The organism is Pseudomonas sp. D4002, assembly GCF_013385665.1.
Lineage (GTDB): Bacteria > Pseudomonadota > Gammaproteobacteria > Pseudomonadales > Pseudomonadaceae > Aquipseudomonas.
The window spans coordinates 1-19,681 of record NZ_JACAPN010000028.1; the positions used below are offsets into that span (position 1 = coordinate 1).

The following is a 19,681-nucleotide window of genomic DNA, read 5'->3' on the forward strand; positions in this document are numbered from 1 at the left end:
GATTCACATGGTGACTGCGGCGCGTCAACTACGGGCCGAACTGGCCTGATCCAACACCCGGAATTACACGCCGGGTGAAGATCAAAAATGTGGGAGCGGGCTTGCTCGCGAATACGGAGTATCAGCAAACACATGCGCTGACTGACACACCGCATTCGCGAGCAAGCCCGCTCCCACATTAGTTTTGCGGTGTTATCGAGGCTGCAAGCAGTCCAGCGACCGATCCACCACCACCTTCGAATCAGTGAAGCTACTGACGTCATCGCAGGCAAGCCAGCTCCCACAGTTGAGCGAGGGTGTTTCAGGCAACTCGGTCAACTATGGCGATCGTTCCCACGCTCCGCGTGGGAATGCCGCCCTGGACGCTCTGCGTCCGCTCTTCAAGTCGTGACGCAGAGCGTCACCGGATGCGTTCCCACGCAGAGCGTGGGAACGAGCTGGAGAGCGGCGTGTTCAGTTGCCACTCTTCCCATTCCCCTCCAACTGCCCCAACGGCACCCGCCGCTCTATCGCGCTCGACAAGATGATCGAGGTCTTGCTGAACCCGAATTTCGCCACCCGATTGATCAGGTTCTCCAGCTCCGGCATCGAGCCCACCGCCGCCTGCATGATCACGCACGGATCGCCCGTCACCCGATGGCATTCAGTCAACTCGGGAATTTCCGACAGCGCGTCGTAAACCTTCTGGCTCCCATGATTGGTCAACCGCAACTCAATCACGCACTGGATCGGCAACCCCACCTTCGACAGGTCGACCTTGGCCTGATACCCGGTAATCACACCACTGGCTTCCAGTTTCGCCACCCGCTCAGCCACGGCGGGCGCGGACAGGTTCACGGTGCGCGCCAGTTGCGCGTAGGACGCGCGGCCGTCTTCCAGCAGGGCGCTGAGAAGCATACGGTCGTATTTGTCCATGATAAGGCTCCGGGAATGCATAGCTTTCGAAAGCACGGTTTATAGCCTTGATAACCATGTTTTGAAAAGTGTACTGGCGCTTTAAACAGGTTTTGTAACTTATGTTTACGGCCGGGGATTTCTAAAATAACGCTCCCTTGTCCTGCCACAGAGCTGCCCAATGCCTGGCCCACGTCGCTTTCCCTTACCGTTGATCGCCGCCTTTTTTGCGTTGTATGTGATCTGGGGGTCTACCTACCTGGTGATTCGCATTGGTGTGGAGTACTGGCCGCCGCTGTTGCTGGCGGGGATTCGCTTTATGACAGCGGGTGCGCTGATGTATGCCTTCCTGCGCTGGCGCGGGGCGCCGGCGCCGACCTGGGTGCAGTGGAAGGCCGCCGGCAAGATCGGCATTTTGCTGCTGACCTTCGGTAACGGTGCGGTCAGTGTGGCCGAACATACGGGCGTGGCTTCCGGCGTGGCCGCGTTGGCGGTGGCGACGGTGCCGTTGTTCACCTTGCTCTGTGGTTATTTCTGGGGCGCGCGTAATACCCGTCTGGAATGGGCCGGGGTGGTGCTGGGGATTATCGGCATCGCCATGCTCAATATGGGCTCCAACCTGCAATCGAGCCCCACCGGTGCGGCCTTGCTGATTTTTGCGGCGGCGGCCTGGGCCTTTGGTTCGGTGTGGAGCAAGCATTTGCCGCTGCCTCATGGCGCGATGGCCAGTGCGGCGGAGATGCTGATCGCAGGTTTCGTGCTGCTGTTGCTCAGTGCCGTCAGCGGCGAACACCTGCAAGCCATGCCGCCGCTGGAAGGCTGGCTGGCCCTGGCGTACTTGACCGTGTTCGGCTCGATCATCGCCTTCAATGCCTATATGTACCTGCTCAAGCACGTACGCCCGGCGGCGGCCACCAGCTATGCCTACGTCAACCCGGCGGTGGCGGTGTTGCTCGGGATTGTGTTTGTCGGTGAGACCATCGGCACGGAAGAAGCCCTGGCGATGTTGGTGATTATCAGCGCGGTGCTGCTGATCAGCCTGCCACAGTGGCGAAAGCCAAAACCGGAAATAAGGTAAACTGCCGCGCATTGCGACCCTGCGCTGACTTTTTCCTACGGTATTTCCATGACTTTCGCCACACTTGGCCTGATCGAACCCTTGCTGCGCGCCCTTGAGACGCTTGGCTACCAGACCCCGACGCCGGTGCAGGCGCAAGCCATTCCGGCGGTGCTGGCAGGCCGTGACCTGATGGCTGCGGCCCAGACCGGCACCGGCAAGACCGCCGGTTTCGCCGTGCCGCTGCTGCAACTGCTGACCATGGAAGGGCCGAAAGTCAGCGCCAACTCGGTGCGCGCGCTGATCCTGTGCCCGACCCGCGAACTGGCCGAGCAGGTTCATGCGAGCGTCGCCGAGTACGCCCAAAACGTGCCGCTGACCACTTACGCCGTGTACGGCGGCGTGAGCATCAACCCGCAGATGATGAAGCTGCGCAAAGGCGTTGATGTGCTGGTCGCCACCCCTGGCCGCCTGATCGACCTGTTCCGCCAGAACGCGCTGAAGCTCAACCAGCTGCAAACCCTGGTGCTGGATGAAGCCGACCGCATGCTCGACCTGGGCTTCTCCGAAGAACTGGCGAACATCTACCGCATGCTGCCGAAAAAACGCCAGACCTTGCTGTTCTCCGCAACCTTCTCCGACGAGATCCGCCAGTTGGCCGGGCAGATGCTCAACGACCCGCTGACCGTCGAAGTCAGCCCGCGCAACGTCGCCGCCAACACCGTCAAGCAATGGGTGGTTCCGGTGGACAAGAAGCGCAAGGCCGAGCTGTTTGTGCACCTGATGCGCAAGGGCCGCTGGAAGCAGGTGCTGGTGTTCGCCAAGACCCGTAACGGTGTGGACGCGCTGGTGGAAAAACTCCAGGGCCTGGGCATCAATGCCGACGGGATTCACGGCGACAAGCCACAAGCCACGCGCCAGCGTGCGCTGGATCGCTTCAAGAGCAGCGACGTGCAGATCCTGGTGGCCACCGACGTGGCGGCCCGTGGCCTGGATATCGAAGACTTGCCGCTGGTGGTCAACTTTGACCTGCCGATCGTGGCCGAGGACTACATCCACCGCATCGGCCGTACCGGTCGTGCGGGCAACACCGGTGAGGCGATTTCCCTGGTGTGCGCCGATGAAGTGAACATGCTGTCGGCCATCGAGATGCTGACCCGTCAGACGTTGACCCGGAAGATGGAGCAGGACTTCGAACCGGAGCACCGTGTGCCGGATACCGATGCCACTGGTCAGGTGGTGAAGAAGCCGAAAAAGCCGAAGAAACCCAAGGCTTCGGGCGGCGGTGGTGGCAAGCGTAACCTGGGCAAGTGGGTGGACAGCGGGGAGGCGACGCCGGTCGAGCCTTCGATCAAGCCAGTGCGTAAGGTGCCCGTGTTTAACACCGGGCCGCGGAAAAAGAAGTAGGGCTTGTTGGTTATCAAGTAAACGCATAGTGACTACCGTGAGCGGAGCAATTCCGCTCGCGTCAAGTTGTGCCTCGTCATCCTTGATGAGTTATTGCTTGTGATTTGGATATTTTTTGTAATTGTCGCCGTGTTTAAGTGCTGGAACTTAAAATGCTTCATTTCCACTGAGGTTGAGTCAGAAACTGATTTCTGAATGACGAACTTAGATGGAGATGTAGATATGGCTGTGTTTTTAGTACCTTTTGTTTTGCCGGTCCTGGCGGCGGCGGGCATTATCGGCGGCGTTGTTGTAGACGGCGAAATCAAGAAAGGCAAGGCCGCTGACGAGAAAGCTTTCAAGCAGGTAGAGTTGCGTGTGGCCGAATTAAGGTCCCGGGTTGAAGACCATGCGGCGCGCGGCGAGTATGGGCAGGCAATCCATTCGTTCAGAGAGTTGATGTCGTTGTATGAGGCTAATTATTCGATCAGTCCTGAGATAAGGGCGCCATTGGATAAGTATCTACAGGATATGCTTTATACCAGTCAGGAAGAGGGCCAGAAACTCAGCTACGCCTTCAAGCAGGAATGGAGCGATTTGAAACACGGCGATCCTTCCAGACTCTTCAGTGCGTATTCAGGTTATATAGAAAATCTGAAAATTTTACTGCCTGAAGAGGATGCTTTCCTGCAGAAGCAAGTAACAGCTTTTAAACGTGCCTATCCCGATCTAACAGCCAGTTGAGTCAGAGGTAACTTTGCTGCCGGGCGGTGATGGGGGGAGTGGGTCATGCCGGGGTGGCCGGCCTCAACCACTCAAGAACACCGCGCCCTGCCGCCTGCCCGCTGGCAAAACACCCCGTCAGCAAATACCCGCCCGTCGGCGCTTCCCAGTCCAGCATCTCGCCTGCGCAAAAAACGCCCGGCAATTGCTTGATCATCAAGCGTTCATCCAGCGCCTCAAACGGCACGCCGCCTGCGGTACTGATGGCTTCATCCATTGGCCGGGTTTTCACCAGCGTCAGCGGCAGCGCCTTGATATCCACCGCCAGCTGCGCCGGATCATTGAAGTGCTCCGCCGGTGACAGCTCGCGCAAAAGCGCCGCCTTCACCCCATCCAATCCCAACTGACTGTGCAAATGCTTGCTCATCGAGCGTGAGCCGCGCGGCTTGCTCAGCGCTGCGATCACCTTGTCCAGTGGCTTACTCGGCAACAGGTCAATGTGCACCGTGGCCGATCCATCCCGGTTGATCGCGTCACGAATCGGTGCGGACAACGCATAGATCAGGCTGCCTTCGATGCCCGTGGCGGTGACCACACATTCCCCCAGCCGTGGCTTGTCGTCTGCCAGGCCAATGGCGACGTTTTTCAGCGGTGCCCCGGCGAATTTACTGACCATCAACTCGCTCCAGGCCGACACCTCGAAGCCACAGTTGCTCGGTTGCAACGCCGCGTAAGGCACGCCTTTGTCTTCCAGCAACTTCAGCCACGCCCCATCCGAGCCCAAGCGCGACCAACTGCCGCCGCCCAAGGCCAGCAACACCGCATCACCGCATACGCTTTTGTCGCCCTCGGGGCTGTGGATAAGCAGGCTGCCGTCGGCATTCCAGCCCAGCCAGCGATGGCGGGTGTGGATAACTACGCCCTGGTCGCGCAGGCGCTTGAGCCAGGCCCGCAGCAGCGGGGCGGCTTTCATGTCAGTAGGAAACACCCGGCCGGAGCTGCCGATAAAGGTTTCAATCCCCAACCCGTGTATCCATTCGCACAACGCTTCGGCACCGAACTGACGCAGCAACGGCGCCATGCACGGCGCCCGTTCGGCATAGCGCGCCAGAAACGCCGGGTACGGTTCGGAATGGGTGATGTTCATGCCGCCCACGCCCGCCAGCAGGAACTTGCGGCCTACCGAGGGCATACCGTCGTACAGGTCGACCCGGATCCCGGCCTGGCTCAACACTTCGGCGGCCATCAGCCCCGCCGGGCCGCCGCCGATGATGATGACGTGTTGAGATGGGGTTTGAGTCTGGGGCATGGGGATAACTGCGGTTCGGCAAAGTAGGCCGAGCATTCTACCCGAGGATGCTCATGCTGCCTGATCAAAAAACATACAGCCTTCTGCAGGCCAGGCGGCTTATGGCCTGCAGGGGCTTTCACTCAGGTTATCCACAGGCAGTTCCACAGCGATTGTGGGTAACGCGCATAACTCAATGACAGCCTGATGACGTCCAGACGCGCTGCGCGCTGTGGTGCAGGATCCCGTGGCGACGGGCCAGGGCAGGGCGGTCTTTGCTGTAGCCGCCGCCGATCACCCCGACCACCGGAATATCGCGGCCCAGGCAGTGGCGCATCACGCTTTCATCGCGGGCGGCGACGCCTTGGTCTGTCAGCTTGAGGTAGCCGAGGGCGTCGTCCTTGTGTACATCCACGCCGGCGTCATACAGCACCAGGTCGGGCTGATACAGCGGCAGCAGGTAGTTGAGGGCATCGTCGACCACCTTGAGGTAGTCCGCGTCGCCCATGCCCATCGGCAGCGGGATGTCCCAGTCGCTTTGCGCCTTGCGCGCGGGGAAGTTCTTTTCGCAGTGCAGGGACACGGTGATTGCATCCGGGGTGTCGTGGAGGATGCGTGCGGTGCCGTCGCCCTGGTGCACGTCGCAGTCGAAGATCAGCACCCGGTTGACCCGCCCGCTGGCCAGCAGGTAATGGCTGATCACGGCCAGGTCATTGAAGATGCAGAAACCCGCCGGGTAATCGTAGTGGGCGTGGTGGGTGCCGCCGGCCAGGTGGCAGGCCAGGCCGTGTTCCAGGGCCTGCTCGGCGGCCAGCAACGAACCGCCCACCGCGCGCACGGTGCGCCGGGCCAGGGCTTCGCTCCAAGGCAGGCCAAGGCGCCGTTGGTCTTCGCGCGACAACTCGCCGCTCATGTAGCGTTCGATATACCCAGGTTCATGGGCCAGGGCCAGAATCTCGGCGGGGCAGAGTTCCGGGCGCAGCAGTTGGCTGTCCCGTGTCAGGCCGCTCTCCACCAGATGGTCACGCAACAGGCGGAATTTATCCATGGGGAAGCGGTGGTCTGCCGGGAACTCGGGGCTGTAGTCGTCGTGGTAGATCAATGGCAAGGGCATGGCGATTTCTGACGGGAACCAGCGACGGATCTTAACAGCGCGTTACACTCACGCACATGGCAAGGGAGGGGGACCAATGGAGCCGATACTGCAATTGGAAAGCGCACGCCTGGTGCTGCGCCAATGGAGCGATGCCGACTTGCCGGAGTTTGCGCGCATGTGCGCCGACCCGCAGGTGATGCGGTATTTCCCGGCCACCTTGAGCCGCCTGGAAAGTGCCGCGCTGATCGGGCGTATTCGCGGCCATTTTGCCGAGTACGGTTTTGGCCTGTGGGCGTTGCAGCGCAAGGACAGCGGCGAATTCATCGGCCTCACCGGCTTGCTGAATGTGAGCTTCGAGGCCCCGTTCACTCCGGCGGTGGAGATCGGCTGGCGCCTGGCCAGGGAACACTGGGGCCTGGGTTACGCCAGCGAAGCCGCCTGGACTGCCCTGCGCTGTGGTTTCGACCGGCTGAAGCTGGACGAAATCGTTTCGTTTACCACTGAAGCCAATCTGCCATCACAAAAAGTCATGCAGGCCATCGGTATGCATTACGATCCCCTGTCAGATTTTGAACACCCCAAGGTCGCAGCCGATGACCCCTTGCGGCATCATGTGTTGTATCGCATCACCCGCGCCCAATGGTTGGACACGCTGCACGGATAAGCAGCCCGGAATGCCCAATAGATTGTTGTAGGAGATGCTCTATGAGCCAAGTGTTGGAAGATCTGGTGGACCTGCTGACCCTGGAACCGATCGAGGAAAACCTCTTTCGCGGCCGCAGCCAGGACCTGGGCTTTCGCCAGCTGTTCGGCGGCCAGGTGCTCGGCCAGTCGCTGTCGGCGGCCAGCCAGACCGTTGAAGAGACGCGGCATGTGCATTCGTTGCACGGTTACTTCCTGCGCCCCGGCGATGCGGCGTTGCCGGTGGTGTATTCGGTTGACCGGGTGCGCGATGGCGGCAGTTTCAGCACGCGCCGGGTGACGGCGATCCAGAAGGGCAACCCGATCTTCACCTGCAGCGCTTCGTTCCAGTATGACGAAGAAGGCTTCGAGCACCAGACCACCATGCCCGTGGTGGTCGGCCCGGAGAACCTGCCGTCGGAGCTGGAACTGACCCAGCAGCGCGCGCACCTGATTCCCGAGCACATGCGCGAAAAGCTGCTGTGCCCCAAGCCAATCGAAGTAAGGCCGGTGACCGAGAAAGACCCGTACAACCCGCAGCCGTCCGACCCGGTCAAATACGTGTGGTTTCGTGCGGACGGCGCCCTGGCCGACTCGCCGGCGCTGCACAAATACCTGCTGGCCTACGCTTCGGACTTCGGCCTGCTGACCACCTCGCTGCTGCCCCACGGCAAGACCGTGTGGCAGAAAGACATGCAAGTCGCCAGCCTCGACCACGCGCTGTGGTTCCACGCCGACCTGCGTGCCGATGACTGGTTGCTCTACGCCATGGACAGCCCATGGGCCGGCAATTCCCGTGGGTTCTCCCGGGGCAGCGTGTACAACCGCGCCGGGCAACTGGTGGCATCGGTTACCCAGGAAGGCTTGATTCGTCATCGCAAGGATTGGGCATGAGCCTCAGTGATGTGAAGCACTGGGTGTTCGACATGGATGGCACCCTGACGGTGGCCGTGCATGATTTTGCGGCGATCCGCGTGGCCCTGGATATTCCGGCGACTGACGACATTCTTACGCACCTGGCGGCGTTGCCCGCCGATGAAGCAGCGGCCAAGCATGCGTGGTTGCTTGCGCATGAGCGTGAGCTGGCGCTGGGTTCGGTAGCCGCTACCGGTGCCGTGGAGTTGGTGCGGGAATTGGCCGGGCGGGGTTATCGCCTGGGCATCCTGACGCGCAATGCGCGGGAGCTGGCCCATGTGACATTGCAGGCGATCGGCCTGGAGGACTGCTTTGCAGCCGAGGATGTGTTGGGGCGTGATGATGCGCCGCCCAAGCCTGACCCGGGTGGTTTGTTGAAGCTGGCGCGAGCGTGGGAAGTGGCGCCGCAAGAGATGGTGATGGTCGGTGATTACCGGTTTGATCTGGATTGCGGGCGGGCGGCGGGGACGAAGACTGTGCTGGTCAATCTGCCGGAAAACCCGTGGCCGGAGCTGGCGGATTGGCATGCTGAAGATTGCGCGGTATTGCGCCGGATGATTTAGTCCGGTCGATGAAAATCCAATGTGGGAGCGGGCTTGCTCGCGAATGCGGTGTGTCAGTCAATACATAGGCTGACTGATCCACCGCATTCGCGAGCAAGCCCGCTCCCACATTTTTGATCCGGTTTCTTCAGTGGTTATTGGAACAGTACTTTCTGCCCTTCAGGCGACGTAAACATCTTGTCCCCGTTATGCCCAACCCCCGGCACTTCCACCAGCTTGTGGCCCAACTGCGGGTGCCGTTGCTTGAGGTAGTCAAAATAGTTGTGCCCGCGAATCAAGCGATACGCGCCCTGGGTTTCAGCGCCGCAGCTCTTGTCCAGCGCCGGGTGATTCGGGTCGGTGTCCTGCTGGCCCAGCAAGTAAGTGACATTACGCGAGACGTAAGCCTGCTCCAGTTGCTCGGCACTTTGCCCCTTGGCGTAGGCCGGCAGGTTTTGCATGCCGTACTTCCAGTCGTTGAAGCCCGGGCAACTGGCAACATCGAATTTCACCGGACGCTGTGGGCTGAAGTACGCGTAGGACGACGGGTTGGCCACCACATAACGCAGGCTGATGCCCTCGGTTTGCAGCAGCGGGTGATCATGCCCGGTCAGCGCAAAACGCTGCACCACTTGGCCGCCACCGGAATGGCCGGCCACCACGATTTCCTTCAGGTTCGGGAACAGCTTGCGGTTGCCCAGGTGCTTGATGATCTGGTCCAGCGCGCCGTAGGAGCTGATCTGGCCCGGGCCTGTGGACGGCTCGCCGGCCATCCAGTCGTTACTGTTCCAGCGCAGGGTCTGGCTGTCGATCTGGTTGCGCTTGAGGTCGGTCTGGTTGAGGAACTGTGGCGCAATCACCAGGGTATTGGCGTTTTGTCCTGCGGCTTCGGCCGCTTTTTCGCCGCTGTCCAGGTAGGTCATCGCGTTGCGCAGGCGACCATGCACGATGATCAGCGCGCGGGTAACTTGAGGCAGCGGCTGGCGCCAGTCCTGGCTCAAGCCGACGCTCAGGTCGCCGGCATCCAGGTGAAAACGATCGGGACTGACCACCTTGACGCCATGTTCGGCAGCCCAGGTGGAGGAGGAGCAGGTGATCAACAAACCTAACAGCAGACCCAGTCGTTTATTCATTTAAAGGCTCTTGGCGGTAAAGGTGTCGCATTGAGTGATCTGGCCCTGGGCGAAGCCGGTCTTGAACCAGCGAACCCGCTGTGCCGAGGTGCCGTGGGTAAACGAGTCAGGCACCACGCGGCCCTGGCCCTGTTGCTGCAAGCGGTCATCGCCAATCGCGTTGGCCGCATTCAGTGCTTCTTCAATGTCGCCGGGCTCCAGCCAGTTCAGGCGCTTTTGCGCACGGTTGGCCCACACCCCGGCGAAGCAGTCGGCTTGCAGCTCCTGGCGCACCAGCAGGCCGCCGTCGCCTTGCATCTGCCGGCCTTGCTGGCGGGCTGCCTGAATCTTCGCCGAGATGCCCAGCAGCGTCTGCACGTGATGTCCGACTTCATGAGCGATCACGTAGGCCTGGGCGAAGTCGCCGGCGGCCTTGAAGCGCTGGGACATTTCCCGGAAGAAATCCAGGTCCAGGTATACCTGTTGGTCTGCCGGGCAATAGAACGGCCCGCTGGCGGACGTGGCGCCACCGCAGGCGGAGTTCACCCGGCCGCGGAACAGGATCAGTTTGGGGTTCTTGTAGGTCAGGCCGTTTTCCTGGAACACCTGGGCCCAGGTGTCTTCGGTGTCGCCGAGTACGGCGCGCACGAAGTCGGCTTGTTCATCATTGGCCGGCGGCGCCTGGCGGGTTTGCGGGCTGACGGAGGGCGCTTGCTCGGTGAGCTGGCCGCTGAGTTGCCCGAGGATCTGCATCGGGTCCTGGCCGGTCAGCCAGCCGATGCCGACGATCAGCACGATGGCCGTCAGGCTCAGGCCCTTGCCACCCCCAAAACGCATGCCACCGCCACCGCCACCGCTGTCATCGCGGGCGTCTACCACGTTGTCGCTGCGTCGGCCTTTTTTCCATAGCATGTGGCAATCCTCTTTGTGAACCTGCAGCTCAGTGTTGTTGGTGTGTAGGGTTGGCGCCAGTCCGGCTGTCTGACGATGCTAAACGCTGTGTCGTCCGACCTGTATGAAGCTTGTGTCAGTCGCGGCAATACCCTTCGCCGGTGTCGACGATCAGGCAGTCCTTCTTGTCGGCCAGCCATTTCAGGCCAGTGGCTTCGCCGTCGCCAGCGCTCAGGATCTGCGGGCCGTCCGGGCGTTCAAAGGTGATGCCGTCTTCGGATGCCTGGCCCTTGAAGGTGCCGGAATCGTCGTCATCCAGGCCGTATTTCATGGTCAGTACATAGTGGCCGCGGCCGATGCTGTCGTCCTTGGCGATGGTCAGGTTCAGGCCTTCGACGCCAATCCACTTGCCGACCCATTTGTCGGTGGGCAGCACTTGCGGTACCAACGTTGCCTGGACAGACGGCGGGGCGGGCGTCTTGGCGGTCTCGGCTTGCTTGTCGCAGGCGCTGAGCAGCGTCAGGGTCGAAAGAATCAACAGGGTTTTTTTCATGGTGAGAAGGCCTTGGTTAAAAAACGCGCAGTGGGCGGGGCGGCGTGAAGCGTTGGACTGGAAAACCGCAATTTAGTGCGCTGTTCGAACAGTGTTTGGTTATGCTCTTGAGCGAGGCGCTTTACCCGTTCTAGATTATGCCGCGGTATGCGGCGGTCATTTCAGCCTGCCACTCAAGAGAATGCAATGACCCTCAGTACCCCACTTTCCGGCGTCAACCACCCGCTCAAAGGCATTTTGCTGATTGTGGTGGCGACCTTTCTGTTTTCCAGCCACGACGCGCTGTCCAAATACATGGCCGGGTTCTACCCGATCGTGATGGTGGTGTGGGCCCGCTACCTGGTGCACACGCTGTTGATGGCCGGGATCTTCCTGCCGCAATCGGGCCTGCGGGTACTGCGCAGCAAACGCCCTTTACTGCAAGTGGCGAGGGCGTTGTGCCTGCTGGGCACCAGCCTGTTCTTTACGGCGGCGCTGCACTTTATCCCGTTGGCCGAGGCCACGGCAGTCAACTTTCTTGCGCCGATCCTGGTCACCGCGTTGTCGGTGCCGCTGTTGGGCGAACACGTGACCCGCGGCCAATGGCTGGCGGTGATTTGCGGGTTTATCGGGGTGCTGATCATTGTGCACCCGGGCGGTGAGCTGTTCACCCCCGCGGTGTTGTTGCCGCTGACGTCGGCGTTGTTCTTCTGCTTCTACCAACTGCTCACCCGCATCCTCAGCAAGTACGACACCCCCACCACCAGCAACTTCTTCGCCGGGTTGTGCAATACCTTGGTGATGAGTGCGCTGGTGCCGTTCTTCTGGCAAGTACCGAGCCTGTGGCACGGGGTGCTGATGCTGGCGCTGGGCACTTGCGGGATGACCGCACACTTGATGCTGACCCAGGCCTTCCGCTTCGCAGCGCCAGCCCTGCTGGCGCCGTTCGGCTATTGCCAGATCGTGTTTGCGGGGTTGTTGGGCTGGCTGGTGTTCAACCACACCCCGGACCTGACCACCGTGGTCGGGATCGGGGTGATTTGCCTGAGCGGGTTGGCCGCTGCCTGGCAGCAGCGGCGCAGGTAGGAAACTCAGACCTCGACGGTCGGAATCTTGCGCGGCGCCATGATGTACATCCAGATCAGCGCGATGAAGTACATCGCCGGAATCAGGGTGAACAGCACGGTGTAGTTGTTGTTGGTCACGGTCAGGATATGGCCGACGATTTGGGTCATGAACATCCCGCCGATGGCCGCGCACATGCCGCCAAAACCAAACACCGTACTCATCATGTGCTTGGGCGTGTAGTCCATCACCAGGCTCCAGATGTTGGCGGTCCAGGCCTGGTGCGCGCCGATGGCCAGGGAAATCGCAAACACCGCGACCCACAGGTGGCTGGAGCCGGCGGCCATGATCACTCCGACGATGCAGCAGGCAAACAGCAACATCGACAGCAGCCGCGCCTTGATCGGGTTCATCCCGCGTCCGATCAGGAACGAAGACAGGATCCCGCCGCCGATGCTGCCGAAGTCCGCCGTCAGGTAAATGATGATCAGCGGGATGCCCATCTGGGTCACGTTGATGCCCAGGTTGTATTGCTGATTCAGGAACGGCGGCAGCCAATACAGGTAGAACCAGAACACCGGTGCGGTCATCGAGTAGGCGAGGGCGAAGGCCCAGGTGCCGCGCATCCGCAGGATCCGGCTGAACGGTACGCGGGGTTGTTCCGGTTCGACTTCCTGTTGCACGTAGTCCAGTTCCGATTGCTTCACGCTTGGATGGTCTTCCGGGTTGTAGTACTTCAAGCCCCAGAGCACCAGCCAGATCCCGCCCAGTGCCGACATGCACAGGAACGCCGCCTGCCAACCCCACACGTGGAGGATCAGCGGCAGCAGCATCGGCGTCATCATCGCGCCGACGTTGGTGCCGGCGTTGAAGATCCCGGTGGCCACGGCACGCTCGCCAGCGGGGAACCACAGGCGGGTGGTCTTGACGCAGGCCGGGTAGTTGGCGGCTTCGGTCAGCCCGAGAATGAACCGGCAGACCATAAAGCCCACCGCCGAGGTGGCCAGGCCATGGGCGCCGGTGGCCAGGCTCCACAGCAACACCGCGCAGAAGAACACGCGCTTGACGCCGACCCGGTCGATCAACCGGCCTTGCAGCACAAAGCCGATGGCGTAACCCACCTGGAACCAGAAGTTGATGTTGGCGTAGTCCATCGCCGTCCAGCTCATTTCCTTGGCCAGGATCGGTTGCATCACGCCGAGGGCGGCGCGGTCGATGTAGTTCAGGGTGGTGGCAAAAAACACCAGGGCCAGCATGCCCCAGCGGGTTTTACCGACAGCCATGGCGCCACGGATTTTGTCACCGATGCCGCTATGGGGATTGCTGTGGCCCACGGCCACGGCGGGATTTTGCGAAGGCATGAGGAAGTACCCGTTTTTTTGAAATTTTTATGGTGTGTTCAGGGTCTTGGTTAACCGAGGCCGCTCAATGGAAGCGGGGCTCAATGTGCTGTCGATGGTGCGCAGCGGCTAAAAAATCGTCAATTCGCCGATTGCCATTCTGTTCGATAATCGCCCATAAAACTAACCGGTTCGTACATTTCAATTGCTGTGATGAACCTGGCGGCCAATAATTTGCCGTAAACAAGACATGCCTCAATGCCGGGAGTCGCCCCATGCAACGCTCCATCGCCACCGTTTCCTTGAGCGGAACCTTGCCGGAAAAACTCGAAGCCATCGCGGCTGCCGGGTTTGATGGCGTGGAAATCTTCGAAAACGATCTGCTGTATTACGACGGCAGCCCGCGTGAAGTTAGGCAAATGTGCGCCGACCTCGGCATTGCCATCACCTTGTTCCAGCCGTTCCGGGACTTTGAGGGCTGCCGCCGCGACCGCCTGACACGCAACCTGGAGCGGGCCGAGCGCAAGTTCGACTTGATGCAGGAGCTGGGCACCGACCTGGTGTTGGTGTGCAGTAACGCGTCAGCCGATTCCGTGGGCGATGAAAGCATTCTGCTGGATGACCTGAGCCTGCTGGCCGAACACGCTGGCCGCCGGGGCTTGCGCATCGGCTATGAAGCGCTGGCCTGGGGCCGGCACGTCAACACCTGGCAGCAGGTGTGGAACCTGGTGCGCAAGATCGATCATCCGAGCCTGGGCGTGTTGCTCGACAGCTTCCACACCCTGTCTCTCAAGGGCGACCCGAGTGCGATTGCCGAGATTCCCGGCGACAAGATTTTCTTTGTGCAGATGGCCGATGCACCGATCCTCGCGATGGATGTACTGGAATGGAGCCGGCATTTCCGCTGCTTCCCAGGCCAGGGCGAGTTCGACCTGGCGGGCTTTCTCGCCCCGATCATCAAGAGCGGCTACACCGGGCCGTTGTCCCTGGAAATCTTCAACGACGGCTTCCGCGCCGCGCCGACCCGGGCGAATGCCGCCGACGGCCTGCGCTCGCTGCTGTACCTCGAAGAGAAAACCCGCCAGCGATTGGAGCAAGAAGCGACGCAGGTCCCCGAGATCCTGTTTGAAACCCCGGCCGCCAGCGAATACGACGGCATTGAATTCCTGGAATTTGCCGTGGATGAAAACCTCGGCGCCAAGCTCACTTCATGGCTGGAGCGCCTGGGCTTCGTCAAGGCCGGGCAGCATCGATCCAAGAGCGTCAGCCTGTTGCGCCAGGGCGTTATCAACCTGATCCTCAATTGCGAACCCTATTCCTTCGCCCATAACTTCTTCGAGGCCCACGGCCCGTCGTTGTGCGCCACGGCGATCCGCATCAAGGACAGCGCCAAGGCCCTGGAGCGGGCGGTGGCCTACAAGGGCCAGCCGTATCGTGGGCTGGTCGGCCCCAACGAGCTGGAGCTGGCAGCGGTGCGTGCACCGGATGGCAGCCTGATCTACCTGGTGGACCAGCACGAAGGCGGCCTCTACGACACCGACTTCAACCTGCAACCGGCGAACGCCGCCAGCGGCGGCCTGCTGCGCATCGACCACATGGCCATGGCCTTGCCCGCCGACAGCCTCGACAGTTGGGTGTTGTTCTACAAAAGCTTGCTGGATTTCGAAGCCGACGACGAAGTGGTGCTGCCGGACCCCTATGGCCTGGTGAAAAGCCGGGCACTGCGCAGCCGTTGCAGCTCGATTCGCCTGCCGCTGAATATTTCCGAGAACCGCAACACCGCGATTTCCCACGCGCTGTCGAGCTATCGCGGCTCGGGCGTGCACCACATTGCCTTCGACTGCGCGGACATTTTCGCCGAGGTCAGCCGGGCCAAGGATGCGGGCGTGCCGCTGCTGGATATCCCGCTGAACTATTACGATGACCTGGCGGCGCGGTTTGATTTCGATGACGAGTTCCTCAGCCAGCTCGCGTATTACAACGTCCTCTACGACCGCGATGCCCAGGGCGGTGAACTGTTTCACGTTTATACCGAACCGTTCGAGGGCCGGTTTTTCTTCGAGATCATCCAGCGCAAGAACGGTTACGCCGGCTACGGTGCGGCCAACGTGGCGGTGCGCCTGGCGGCCATGGCCAAGTCCCGCAGCGGTGCGGTGCGCCAGGCCAGGTTGTAAGGTGCCGGCGCTTCCTTCGGCGTGCGGCGCGGCCCATAATCAGCGCCTGCACCTAAGGCCGTGAGCGCACCATGACCCTGACCTCCGAGCTTCCCGCCGCGGCCACCGCACCGCGCAAGAGCCGCAAGAACAACCCGGAAAAGACCCGCGAGAACATTCTCCAGGAAGCCATCGTCGAGTTTGTCACCCAGGGCCTTTCCGGCGCCCGGGTGGACGCGATCGCGGAGCGTATCCAGACCTCCAAGCGCATGATCTATTACTACTTCGGCAGCAAGGAGCAGCTCTACGTCGAGGTGCTGGAGAAACTCTACGGCGACATTCGCAACACCGAGACACGGATGAACCTGACGGCCCTGGAGCCCCGGGAAGCGATTCGCCGGCTGGTGGAGTTCACCTTTGATCACCACGATCAGAACGTGGATTTTGTGCGCATCGTGAGCATCGAGAACATCCACAACGCCGAGTATGTAAAGCAGTCGACGTCGATCAAGGCGATGAACAGCAACATCCTCGAAGCCCTTGGCACCACGTTGCGCCGGGGCGCCGAGTTGGGGTTGTTCCGGGAAGGGCTGGAGCCGCTGGACGTGCACCTGCTGATCAACTCGTTCAGTTTTTACCGGGTGTCGAACCGCCACACCTTCAGCGAGATTTTTCAGATCGAGTTGTCGGATGAGGCGGTCAAGCAGCGGCATCGGGCGATGATCTGCGAGTCGGTGTTGCGCTACCTGCAGGCTTGAGTTCAACACCGAGCAAAATGTGGGAGCGGGCTTGCTCGCGAATGCGGTGGGTCAGTAAAACATCCGGTGGCTGACACTCCGCATTCGCGAGCAAGCCCGCTCCCACATTTCTGATCCGGTTTCTACAGTTGGGTGGTCATGCTCTGGAAGTGCGCGAGCATTCTCTCTGCATCCGCCACTTCGCCAGTGAACAACTCAAACGCCTTCACCGCCTGAAACACCGCCATGTTGCCGCCATCCAGGGTGCGGCAACCCAGGGCGCGGGCGTTGCGCAGCAGTTCGGTTTCCAGTGGGAAGTACACGATCTCCGCTACCCACAAGTCGGCGCGCAAGGTGCCCAACGGCACGGGCATGCCCGGCAGCTTGGCCATGCCCATCGGCGTGGTGTTCACCAAGCCATCGGCCTCGGCCATGGCGCTTTCCAGGTCATTGCCGGCCTGCGCCCGGCCGGTACCGAAATGCTGGTTGAGGTTGTCCGCCAGGCTGCGGGCACGTTCGGCGTCCATGTCGAAAATACTCAAGCGTTCCACGCCTTCACCCAGCAGCGCATGGGCCACTGCCGCCCCGGCGCCGCCCGCGCCCATCTGCACCACGAACTTTCGAGCCACATCACTCAAGCCCCGGCGAAAGCCTTCGGCAAAGCCCAGGCAGTCGGTGTTGTGGCCGATGCGTTTACCGTCGCAAAGCACCACGGTGTTCACCGCGCCGATGCCCCGTGCTTCGGGTGACAGGTCATCCAGCAACGGCAGGATCGCCTGCTTGCACGGGTAGGTGATGTTCAAGCCGGTGAAGTTCATCTGTTCGGCCGCCATCAACAGGTCGGGCAGGGCGCGGGTATCCACCTGTAGCCGGTCGAGGTCGATCAGGCGATAGAGGTAACGCAGGCCCTGGGCATCGCCTTCATGCTCATGCAGGGCCGGGGTGCGGGAAGCCTGGATGCCGGCGCCTATCAGGCCGGCCAGAATTCGACGTTTGGACACCGCGCTCATCCCTTCAAGGTCTTGCTGAAATGTTCGAGGGCGAGGTGATAACCGTGGCTGCCAAACCCGGCCAGCACCGCCTTGGCAATCGGCGACACGAACGAGTGATGACGGAACGCTTCCCGGGCATGCACGTTGGACAAATGCACTTCGATCACCGGTACTTCACTGGCCACCAGCGCGTCGCGGATCGCCACCGAAGTGTGGGTCCAGGCTGCCGGGTTGATCACGATGCCGGCGCAGCGGGCGCGGGCGCCGTGGATCCAGTCCAGCAATTCGCCTTCGTGGTTGGTCTGGCGGAATTCGATTTTCAGGCCCAGTTGCTCGGCGCTGCGGCCACACAGGGCAGCAAGGTCGGCCAGGGTTTCATGGCCATAAGTGGCGGGCTCGCGAGTGCCGAGCAGGTTGAGGTTGGGGCCGTTGAGCACCAGCACGATGGGCGGCATAAAGGGTTCTCCACTGTTGTTTTTATGTATGCCGATAAAATGTACTGAATGGTTAATTTGGTCAATCGCGTGGGTGGGAACCGTTCGATTACCGAACGCAGAATGAAAACCACCGTTGTGTGGATCAGAGTTGATATCAATTGAAAATCATTCTCGACAACGCTTAAGATGCCCGCCTGTTTCCTTAACATTCCAGGGAGTCGGTTTGTCGGACGTGGATCTCAAAGGCCTGTTTCTCAAGCACGCCGATACCCTGCGCGGGTATCTCGCACGCAAGGTACGGGACCCGCAGTTGGCCGCAGACCTGGTGCAGGAGAGTTTCCTGCGCCTGGCGCAAAAGCCGGCCGGCGAGCGCATCGACAACTCCCAGGGCTATCTCTATCGCACGGCCGGCAATCTGCTGATCGACCATATCCGCCAGGAGGCGCGGCGCAAGACCGACTCCGTGCCCCATGAGGCGCTGGCCGAGATTGAAGATGAAGTGGCCGGGTTGGAGGCTCAGGCGATGGCGCAGCAACAGCGGCAGGCATTGAAGCAGGCACTGGCGGAATTGCCGGAGCGTACCCGGCAGATTTTCCGTCTCAACCGGATCGAGGGCATGACCCATGCCCAGGTCGCGCGCCACCTGGGCATTTCCGACAGCTCAGTGCAAAAGCACCTGGCCAAGGCGCTGGCGTATGTCATGCAGCGTTTGCAGGAAGGTGAGGCGGGGCCGTCCGACGAATGAATTACCGACAAATCTGGGGTCAGACGTCACAGCGTTATATAACGAAAAATTCGAGATTCACACGTGAATAGCCCGGGTCCGCAACAGCACAGCATTACCGAGGCGGCTGCCGATTGGGCGGTGCGCCTGCACGCCGGCGCCCTGACCGATCAGGAGCAGGCCGAGCTGCGCCAATGGATCGCCAGAGACAGCCGCCATGAAGCGGCGCTGCGTTTTGCCGAGCAGACGTGGGCGGCGCTGGGCGAGGTGCATCGCGATGAGACGGTGCATCGCCAGCGGCCGCCCGCTACCGCTGCGCCGGTGCGCGGCCCTCGTCGGCGCAGGCCGTGGCGCATGGCGGCGAGTGTTGCGCTGTTGCTGGTGGTGGCGGGCGTCGGCTGGGTGCGCGGGCCTGAGGCGCTGCTGCAGGTGCAGGCCGATTACTTCACCCAAAAAGGCGAAGTGCGCACCGTGCACCTGGCGGACGGCAGCAGCGTGCAACTGGATTCTGCGAGTGCGATCAAGCTGGATTTTGACGGTGTGCAGCGGCGCATCAGCCTGATCAAAGGCTCGGCGATCTTTGATGTGGCGCCCATGGCCGGTGAGGAAAAAAGGCCGTTCGTGGTGCACAGCGCCAGCGGGCAAACCCGTGCCCTGGGCACGCGGTTTGTGGTCGAGCGTGAGGACGACCGGCAGGCCTGGGTCGGAGTGTTGCAGCACAGTGTGGCCGTCACGCTGCAGGCGCTGCCGCAGAAAGCAACGGTGCTCAAGGAAGGCCAGGCTGCGCGCTACAGCCCGGAGAACGGCGTGGTCGCCCTCGACGACTTCGACCTGGAGCGCGCCACCAGTTGGCGTCGCGGTGTGCTGATCTTCGACCGCTTGCCGCTGGCCAAGGTCATCGAACAGCTCAACCGCTACCGGCCGGGCAAGGTGGTGCTGACCAATGCCGACCTCGGCACCCGTGAAGTCAGCGGCGTGTTCCGCCTCGATATGCTCGACACGGCCCTCGGCACCCTGACCGAAGAATTACAGGTGCAGCGCTTTGATCTGGCGGGGCTGAGCCTGATCTATTGATGGGGTCGCCGGGCCCCGTTTACGTCCTTTGAAAAAACTTTC

20 protein-coding genes are annotated in these 19,681 nt (G+C 61.4%); 11 read left to right on the top strand and 9 right to left on the bottom strand.

The window, feature by feature from the left end:
- Positions 1 to 453 precede the first annotated feature (453 nt).
- Positions 454 to 915, bottom strand: a complete 462-nt coding sequence (locus HX824_RS20480) for an Lrp/AsnC family transcriptional regulator (RefSeq protein WP_003215506.1) — start codon at positions 913 to 915, stop codon at positions 454 to 456.
- 160 nt (positions 916 to 1,075) lie between these two features.
- Here HX824_RS20480 and yedA point away from each other — a divergent pair, with 160 nt between their 5' ends.
- The 3 genes from yedA to HX824_RS20495 all read left to right on the top strand — a co-directional run bounded on the left by yedA (position 1,076) and on the right by HX824_RS20495 (position 4,081).
- Positions 1,076 to 1,972 carry a drug/metabolite exporter YedA gene (gene yedA, locus HX824_RS20485; RefSeq protein ID WP_177055001.1) on the top strand — a complete coding sequence of 299 codons (897 nt, stop codon included), beginning with the start codon at positions 1,076 to 1,078 and terminating at the stop codon, positions 1,970 to 1,972.
- A 48-nt stretch (positions 1,973 to 2,020) separates the two neighbouring features.
- Positions 2,021 to 3,358 (top strand): DEAD/DEAH box helicase, encoded by a 1,338-nt coding sequence (locus tag HX824_RS20490; RefSeq protein WP_003215511.1) that lies wholly within the window; start codon positions 2,021 to 2,023, stop codon positions 3,356 to 3,358.
- Between the two features lie 195 nt (positions 3,359 to 3,553).
- Positions 3,554 to 4,081: a hypothetical protein gene (locus tag HX824_RS20495; RefSeq protein WP_256344190.1), complete on the top strand. Its 528-nt coding sequence runs from the start codon at positions 3,554 to 3,556 to the stop codon at positions 4,079 to 4,081.
- A 43-nt stretch (positions 4,082 to 4,124) separates the two neighbouring features.
- Here HX824_RS20495 and HX824_RS20500 read toward each other — a convergent pair whose 3' ends face one another.
- Entirely contained in the window at positions 4,125 to 5,369 is a 1,245-nt protein-coding gene (locus HX824_RS20500; protein ID WP_177055002.1) for a TIGR03862 family flavoprotein, read from the bottom strand.
- Positions 5,370 to 5,541: 172 nt separating this feature from the next.
- Positions 5,542 to 6,462 (bottom strand): histone deacetylase, encoded by a 921-nt coding sequence (locus HX824_RS20505; protein WP_008436610.1) that lies wholly within the window; start codon positions 6,460 to 6,462, stop codon positions 5,542 to 5,544.
- 76 nt (positions 6,463 to 6,538) lie between these two features.
- Between HX824_RS20505 and HX824_RS20510 the strand changes: the two genes are divergently transcribed.
- The 3 genes from HX824_RS20510 to HX824_RS20520 are packed head-to-tail and all read left to right on the top strand — an operon-like array spanning position 6,539 to position 8,603.
- Positions 6,539 to 7,108, top strand: coding sequence for a GNAT family N-acetyltransferase (locus tag HX824_RS20510; RefSeq protein WP_134327353.1), 570 nt, complete (start codon positions 6,539 to 6,541; stop codon positions 7,106 to 7,108).
- Between the two features lie 41 nt (positions 7,109 to 7,149).
- Positions 7,150 to 8,019: an acyl-CoA thioesterase II gene (gene tesB, locus HX824_RS20515; protein ID WP_010174840.1), complete on the top strand. Its 870-nt coding sequence runs from the start codon at positions 7,150 to 7,152 to the stop codon at positions 8,017 to 8,019.
- Positions 8,016 to 8,603 carry an HAD family hydrolase gene (locus tag HX824_RS20520; protein WP_087693557.1) on the top strand — a complete coding sequence of 196 codons (588 nt, stop codon included), beginning with the start codon at positions 8,016 to 8,018 and terminating at the stop codon, positions 8,601 to 8,603. The genes tesB and HX824_RS20520 overlap by 4 nt, the downstream gene beginning before the upstream one ends.
- A 134-nt stretch (positions 8,604 to 8,737) precedes the next feature.
- On the opposite strand, the gene HX824_RS20525 is transcribed toward HX824_RS20520, so the two are convergent.
- From HX824_RS20525 to HX824_RS20535, 3 genes are all read right to left on the bottom strand, one after another.
- Complete coding sequence (locus tag HX824_RS20525) at positions 8,738 to 9,715, bottom strand: hypothetical protein (protein WP_003215523.1); 978 nt, start codon at positions 9,713 to 9,715, stop codon at positions 8,738 to 8,740.
- Positions 9,716 to 10,606, bottom strand: coding sequence for a neutral zinc metallopeptidase (locus tag HX824_RS20530; RefSeq protein WP_003215526.1), 891 nt, complete (start codon positions 10,604 to 10,606; stop codon positions 9,716 to 9,718).
- 115 nt (positions 10,607 to 10,721) lie between these two features.
- A complete protein-coding gene (locus HX824_RS20535; protein WP_003215528.1) occupies positions 10,722 to 11,138 on the bottom strand; it encodes a hypothetical protein in 417 nt (138 codons plus the stop codon).
- A 186-nt stretch (positions 11,139 to 11,324) separates the two neighbouring features.
- Here HX824_RS20535 and HX824_RS20540 point away from each other — a divergent pair, with 186 nt between their 5' ends.
- On the top strand, positions 11,325 to 12,203 hold the full coding sequence (locus tag HX824_RS20540) for a DMT family transporter (RefSeq protein WP_177055003.1): 879 nt from the start codon (positions 11,325 to 11,327) through the stop codon (positions 12,201 to 12,203).
- Positions 12,204 to 12,208: 5 nt separating this feature from the next.
- Here the strand turns inward: HX824_RS20540 and HX824_RS20545 are convergent, their stop codons facing one another.
- A complete protein-coding gene (locus HX824_RS20545; RefSeq protein ID WP_177055004.1) occupies positions 12,209 to 13,543 on the bottom strand; it encodes an MFS transporter in 1,335 nt (444 codons plus the stop codon).
- Between the two features lie 254 nt (positions 13,544 to 13,797).
- On the opposite strand from HX824_RS20545, the gene quiC reads away from it, so the two are divergent.
- Together quiC and HX824_RS20555 are read left to right on the top strand one after the other, a co-directional pair.
- Complete coding sequence (gene quiC, locus HX824_RS20550; protein WP_177055005.1) at positions 13,798 to 15,696, top strand: 3-dehydroshikimate dehydratase QuiC; 1,899 nt, start codon at positions 13,798 to 13,800, stop codon at positions 15,694 to 15,696.
- 71 nt (positions 15,697 to 15,767) lie between these two features.
- Complete coding sequence (locus HX824_RS20555) at positions 15,768 to 16,433, top strand: TetR/AcrR family transcriptional regulator (protein WP_003215538.1); 666 nt, start codon at positions 15,768 to 15,770, stop codon at positions 16,431 to 16,433.
- Between the two features lie 122 nt (positions 16,434 to 16,555).
- On the opposite strand, the gene HX824_RS20560 is transcribed toward HX824_RS20555, so the two are convergent.
- Both HX824_RS20560 and aroQ read right to left on the bottom strand, forming a co-directional pair.
- Complete coding sequence (locus HX824_RS20560) at positions 16,556 to 17,422, bottom strand: shikimate dehydrogenase (RefSeq protein ID WP_173883065.1); 867 nt, start codon at positions 17,420 to 17,422, stop codon at positions 16,556 to 16,558.
- Complete coding sequence (gene aroQ, locus HX824_RS20565; RefSeq protein WP_177055006.1) at positions 17,419 to 17,859, bottom strand: type II 3-dehydroquinate dehydratase; 441 nt, start codon at positions 17,857 to 17,859, stop codon at positions 17,419 to 17,421. The genes HX824_RS20560 and aroQ overlap by 4 nt, the downstream gene beginning before the upstream one ends.
- Before the next feature lie 205 nt (positions 17,860 to 18,064).
- Between aroQ and HX824_RS20570 the strand changes: the two genes are divergently transcribed.
- Positions 18,065 to 18,586, top strand: coding sequence for an RNA polymerase sigma factor (locus HX824_RS20570; protein ID WP_177055007.1), 522 nt, complete (start codon positions 18,065 to 18,067; stop codon positions 18,584 to 18,586).
- A gap of 63 nt (positions 18,587 to 18,649) precedes the next feature.
- Positions 18,650 to 19,639, top strand: a complete 990-nt coding sequence (locus tag HX824_RS20575; RefSeq protein ID WP_003215545.1) for a FecR family protein — start codon at positions 18,650 to 18,652, stop codon at positions 19,637 to 19,639.
- Positions 19,640 to 19,681: the final 42 nt, after the last annotated feature.

Excerpts from the sequence above, each read along its gene's own strand:
- quiC (WP_177055005.1), top strand. The coding sequence starts at position 13,798 with ATGCAACGCTCCATCGCCACCGTTTCCTTGAGCGGAACCTTGCCGGAA.
- HX824_RS20560 (WP_173883065.1), bottom strand. The coding sequence starts at position 17,422 with ATGAGCGCGGTGTCCAAACGTCGAATTCTGGCCGGCCTGATAGGCGCC.
- HX824_RS20505 (WP_008436610.1), bottom strand. The coding sequence starts at position 6,462 with ATGCCCTTGCCATTGATCTACCACGACGACTACAGCCCCGAGTTCCCG.
- HX824_RS20490 (WP_003215511.1), top strand. The coding sequence starts at position 2,021 with ATGACTTTCGCCACACTTGGCCTGATCGAACCCTTGCTGCGCGCCCTT.
- HX824_RS20480 (WP_003215506.1), bottom strand. The coding sequence starts at position 915 with ATGGACAAATACGACCGTATGCTTCTCAGCGCCCTGCTGGAAGACGGC.
- HX824_RS20555 (WP_003215538.1), top strand. The coding sequence starts at position 15,768 with ATGACCCTGACCTCCGAGCTTCCCGCCGCGGCCACCGCACCGCGCAAG.
- yedA (WP_177055001.1), top strand. The coding sequence starts at position 1,076 with ATGCCTGGCCCACGTCGCTTTCCCTTACCGTTGATCGCCGCCTTTTTT.
- HX824_RS20530 (WP_003215526.1), bottom strand. The coding sequence starts at position 10,606 with ATGCTATGGAAAAAAGGCCGACGCAGCGACAACGTGGTAGACGCCCGC.
- HX824_RS20545 (WP_177055004.1), bottom strand. The coding sequence starts at position 13,543 with ATGCCTTCGCAAAATCCCGCCGTGGCCGTGGGCCACAGCAATCCCCAT.
- tesB (WP_010174840.1), top strand. The coding sequence starts at position 7,150 with ATGAGCCAAGTGTTGGAAGATCTGGTGGACCTGCTGACCCTGGAACCG.
- HX824_RS20520 (WP_087693557.1), top strand. The coding sequence starts at position 8,016 with ATGAGCCTCAGTGATGTGAAGCACTGGGTGTTCGACATGGATGGCACC.
- HX824_RS20510 (WP_134327353.1), top strand. The coding sequence starts at position 6,539 with ATGGAGCCGATACTGCAATTGGAAAGCGCACGCCTGGTGCTGCGCCAA.
- HX824_RS20525 (WP_003215523.1), bottom strand. The coding sequence starts at position 9,715 with ATGAATAAACGACTGGGTCTGCTGTTAGGTTTGTTGATCACCTGCTCC.
- HX824_RS20540 (WP_177055003.1), top strand. The coding sequence starts at position 11,325 with ATGACCCTCAGTACCCCACTTTCCGGCGTCAACCACCCGCTCAAAGGC.
- aroQ (WP_177055006.1), bottom strand. The coding sequence starts at position 17,859 with ATGCCGCCCATCGTGCTGGTGCTCAACGGCCCCAACCTCAACCTGCTC.
- HX824_RS20535 (WP_003215528.1), bottom strand. The coding sequence starts at position 11,138 with ATGAAAAAAACCCTGTTGATTCTTTCGACCCTGACGCTGCTCAGCGCC.
- HX824_RS20500 (WP_177055002.1), bottom strand. The coding sequence starts at position 5,369 with ATGCCCCAGACTCAAACCCCATCTCAACACGTCATCATCATCGGCGGC.
- HX824_RS20495 (WP_256344190.1), top strand. The coding sequence starts at position 3,554 with ATGACGAACTTAGATGGAGATGTAGATATGGCTGTGTTTTTAGTACCT.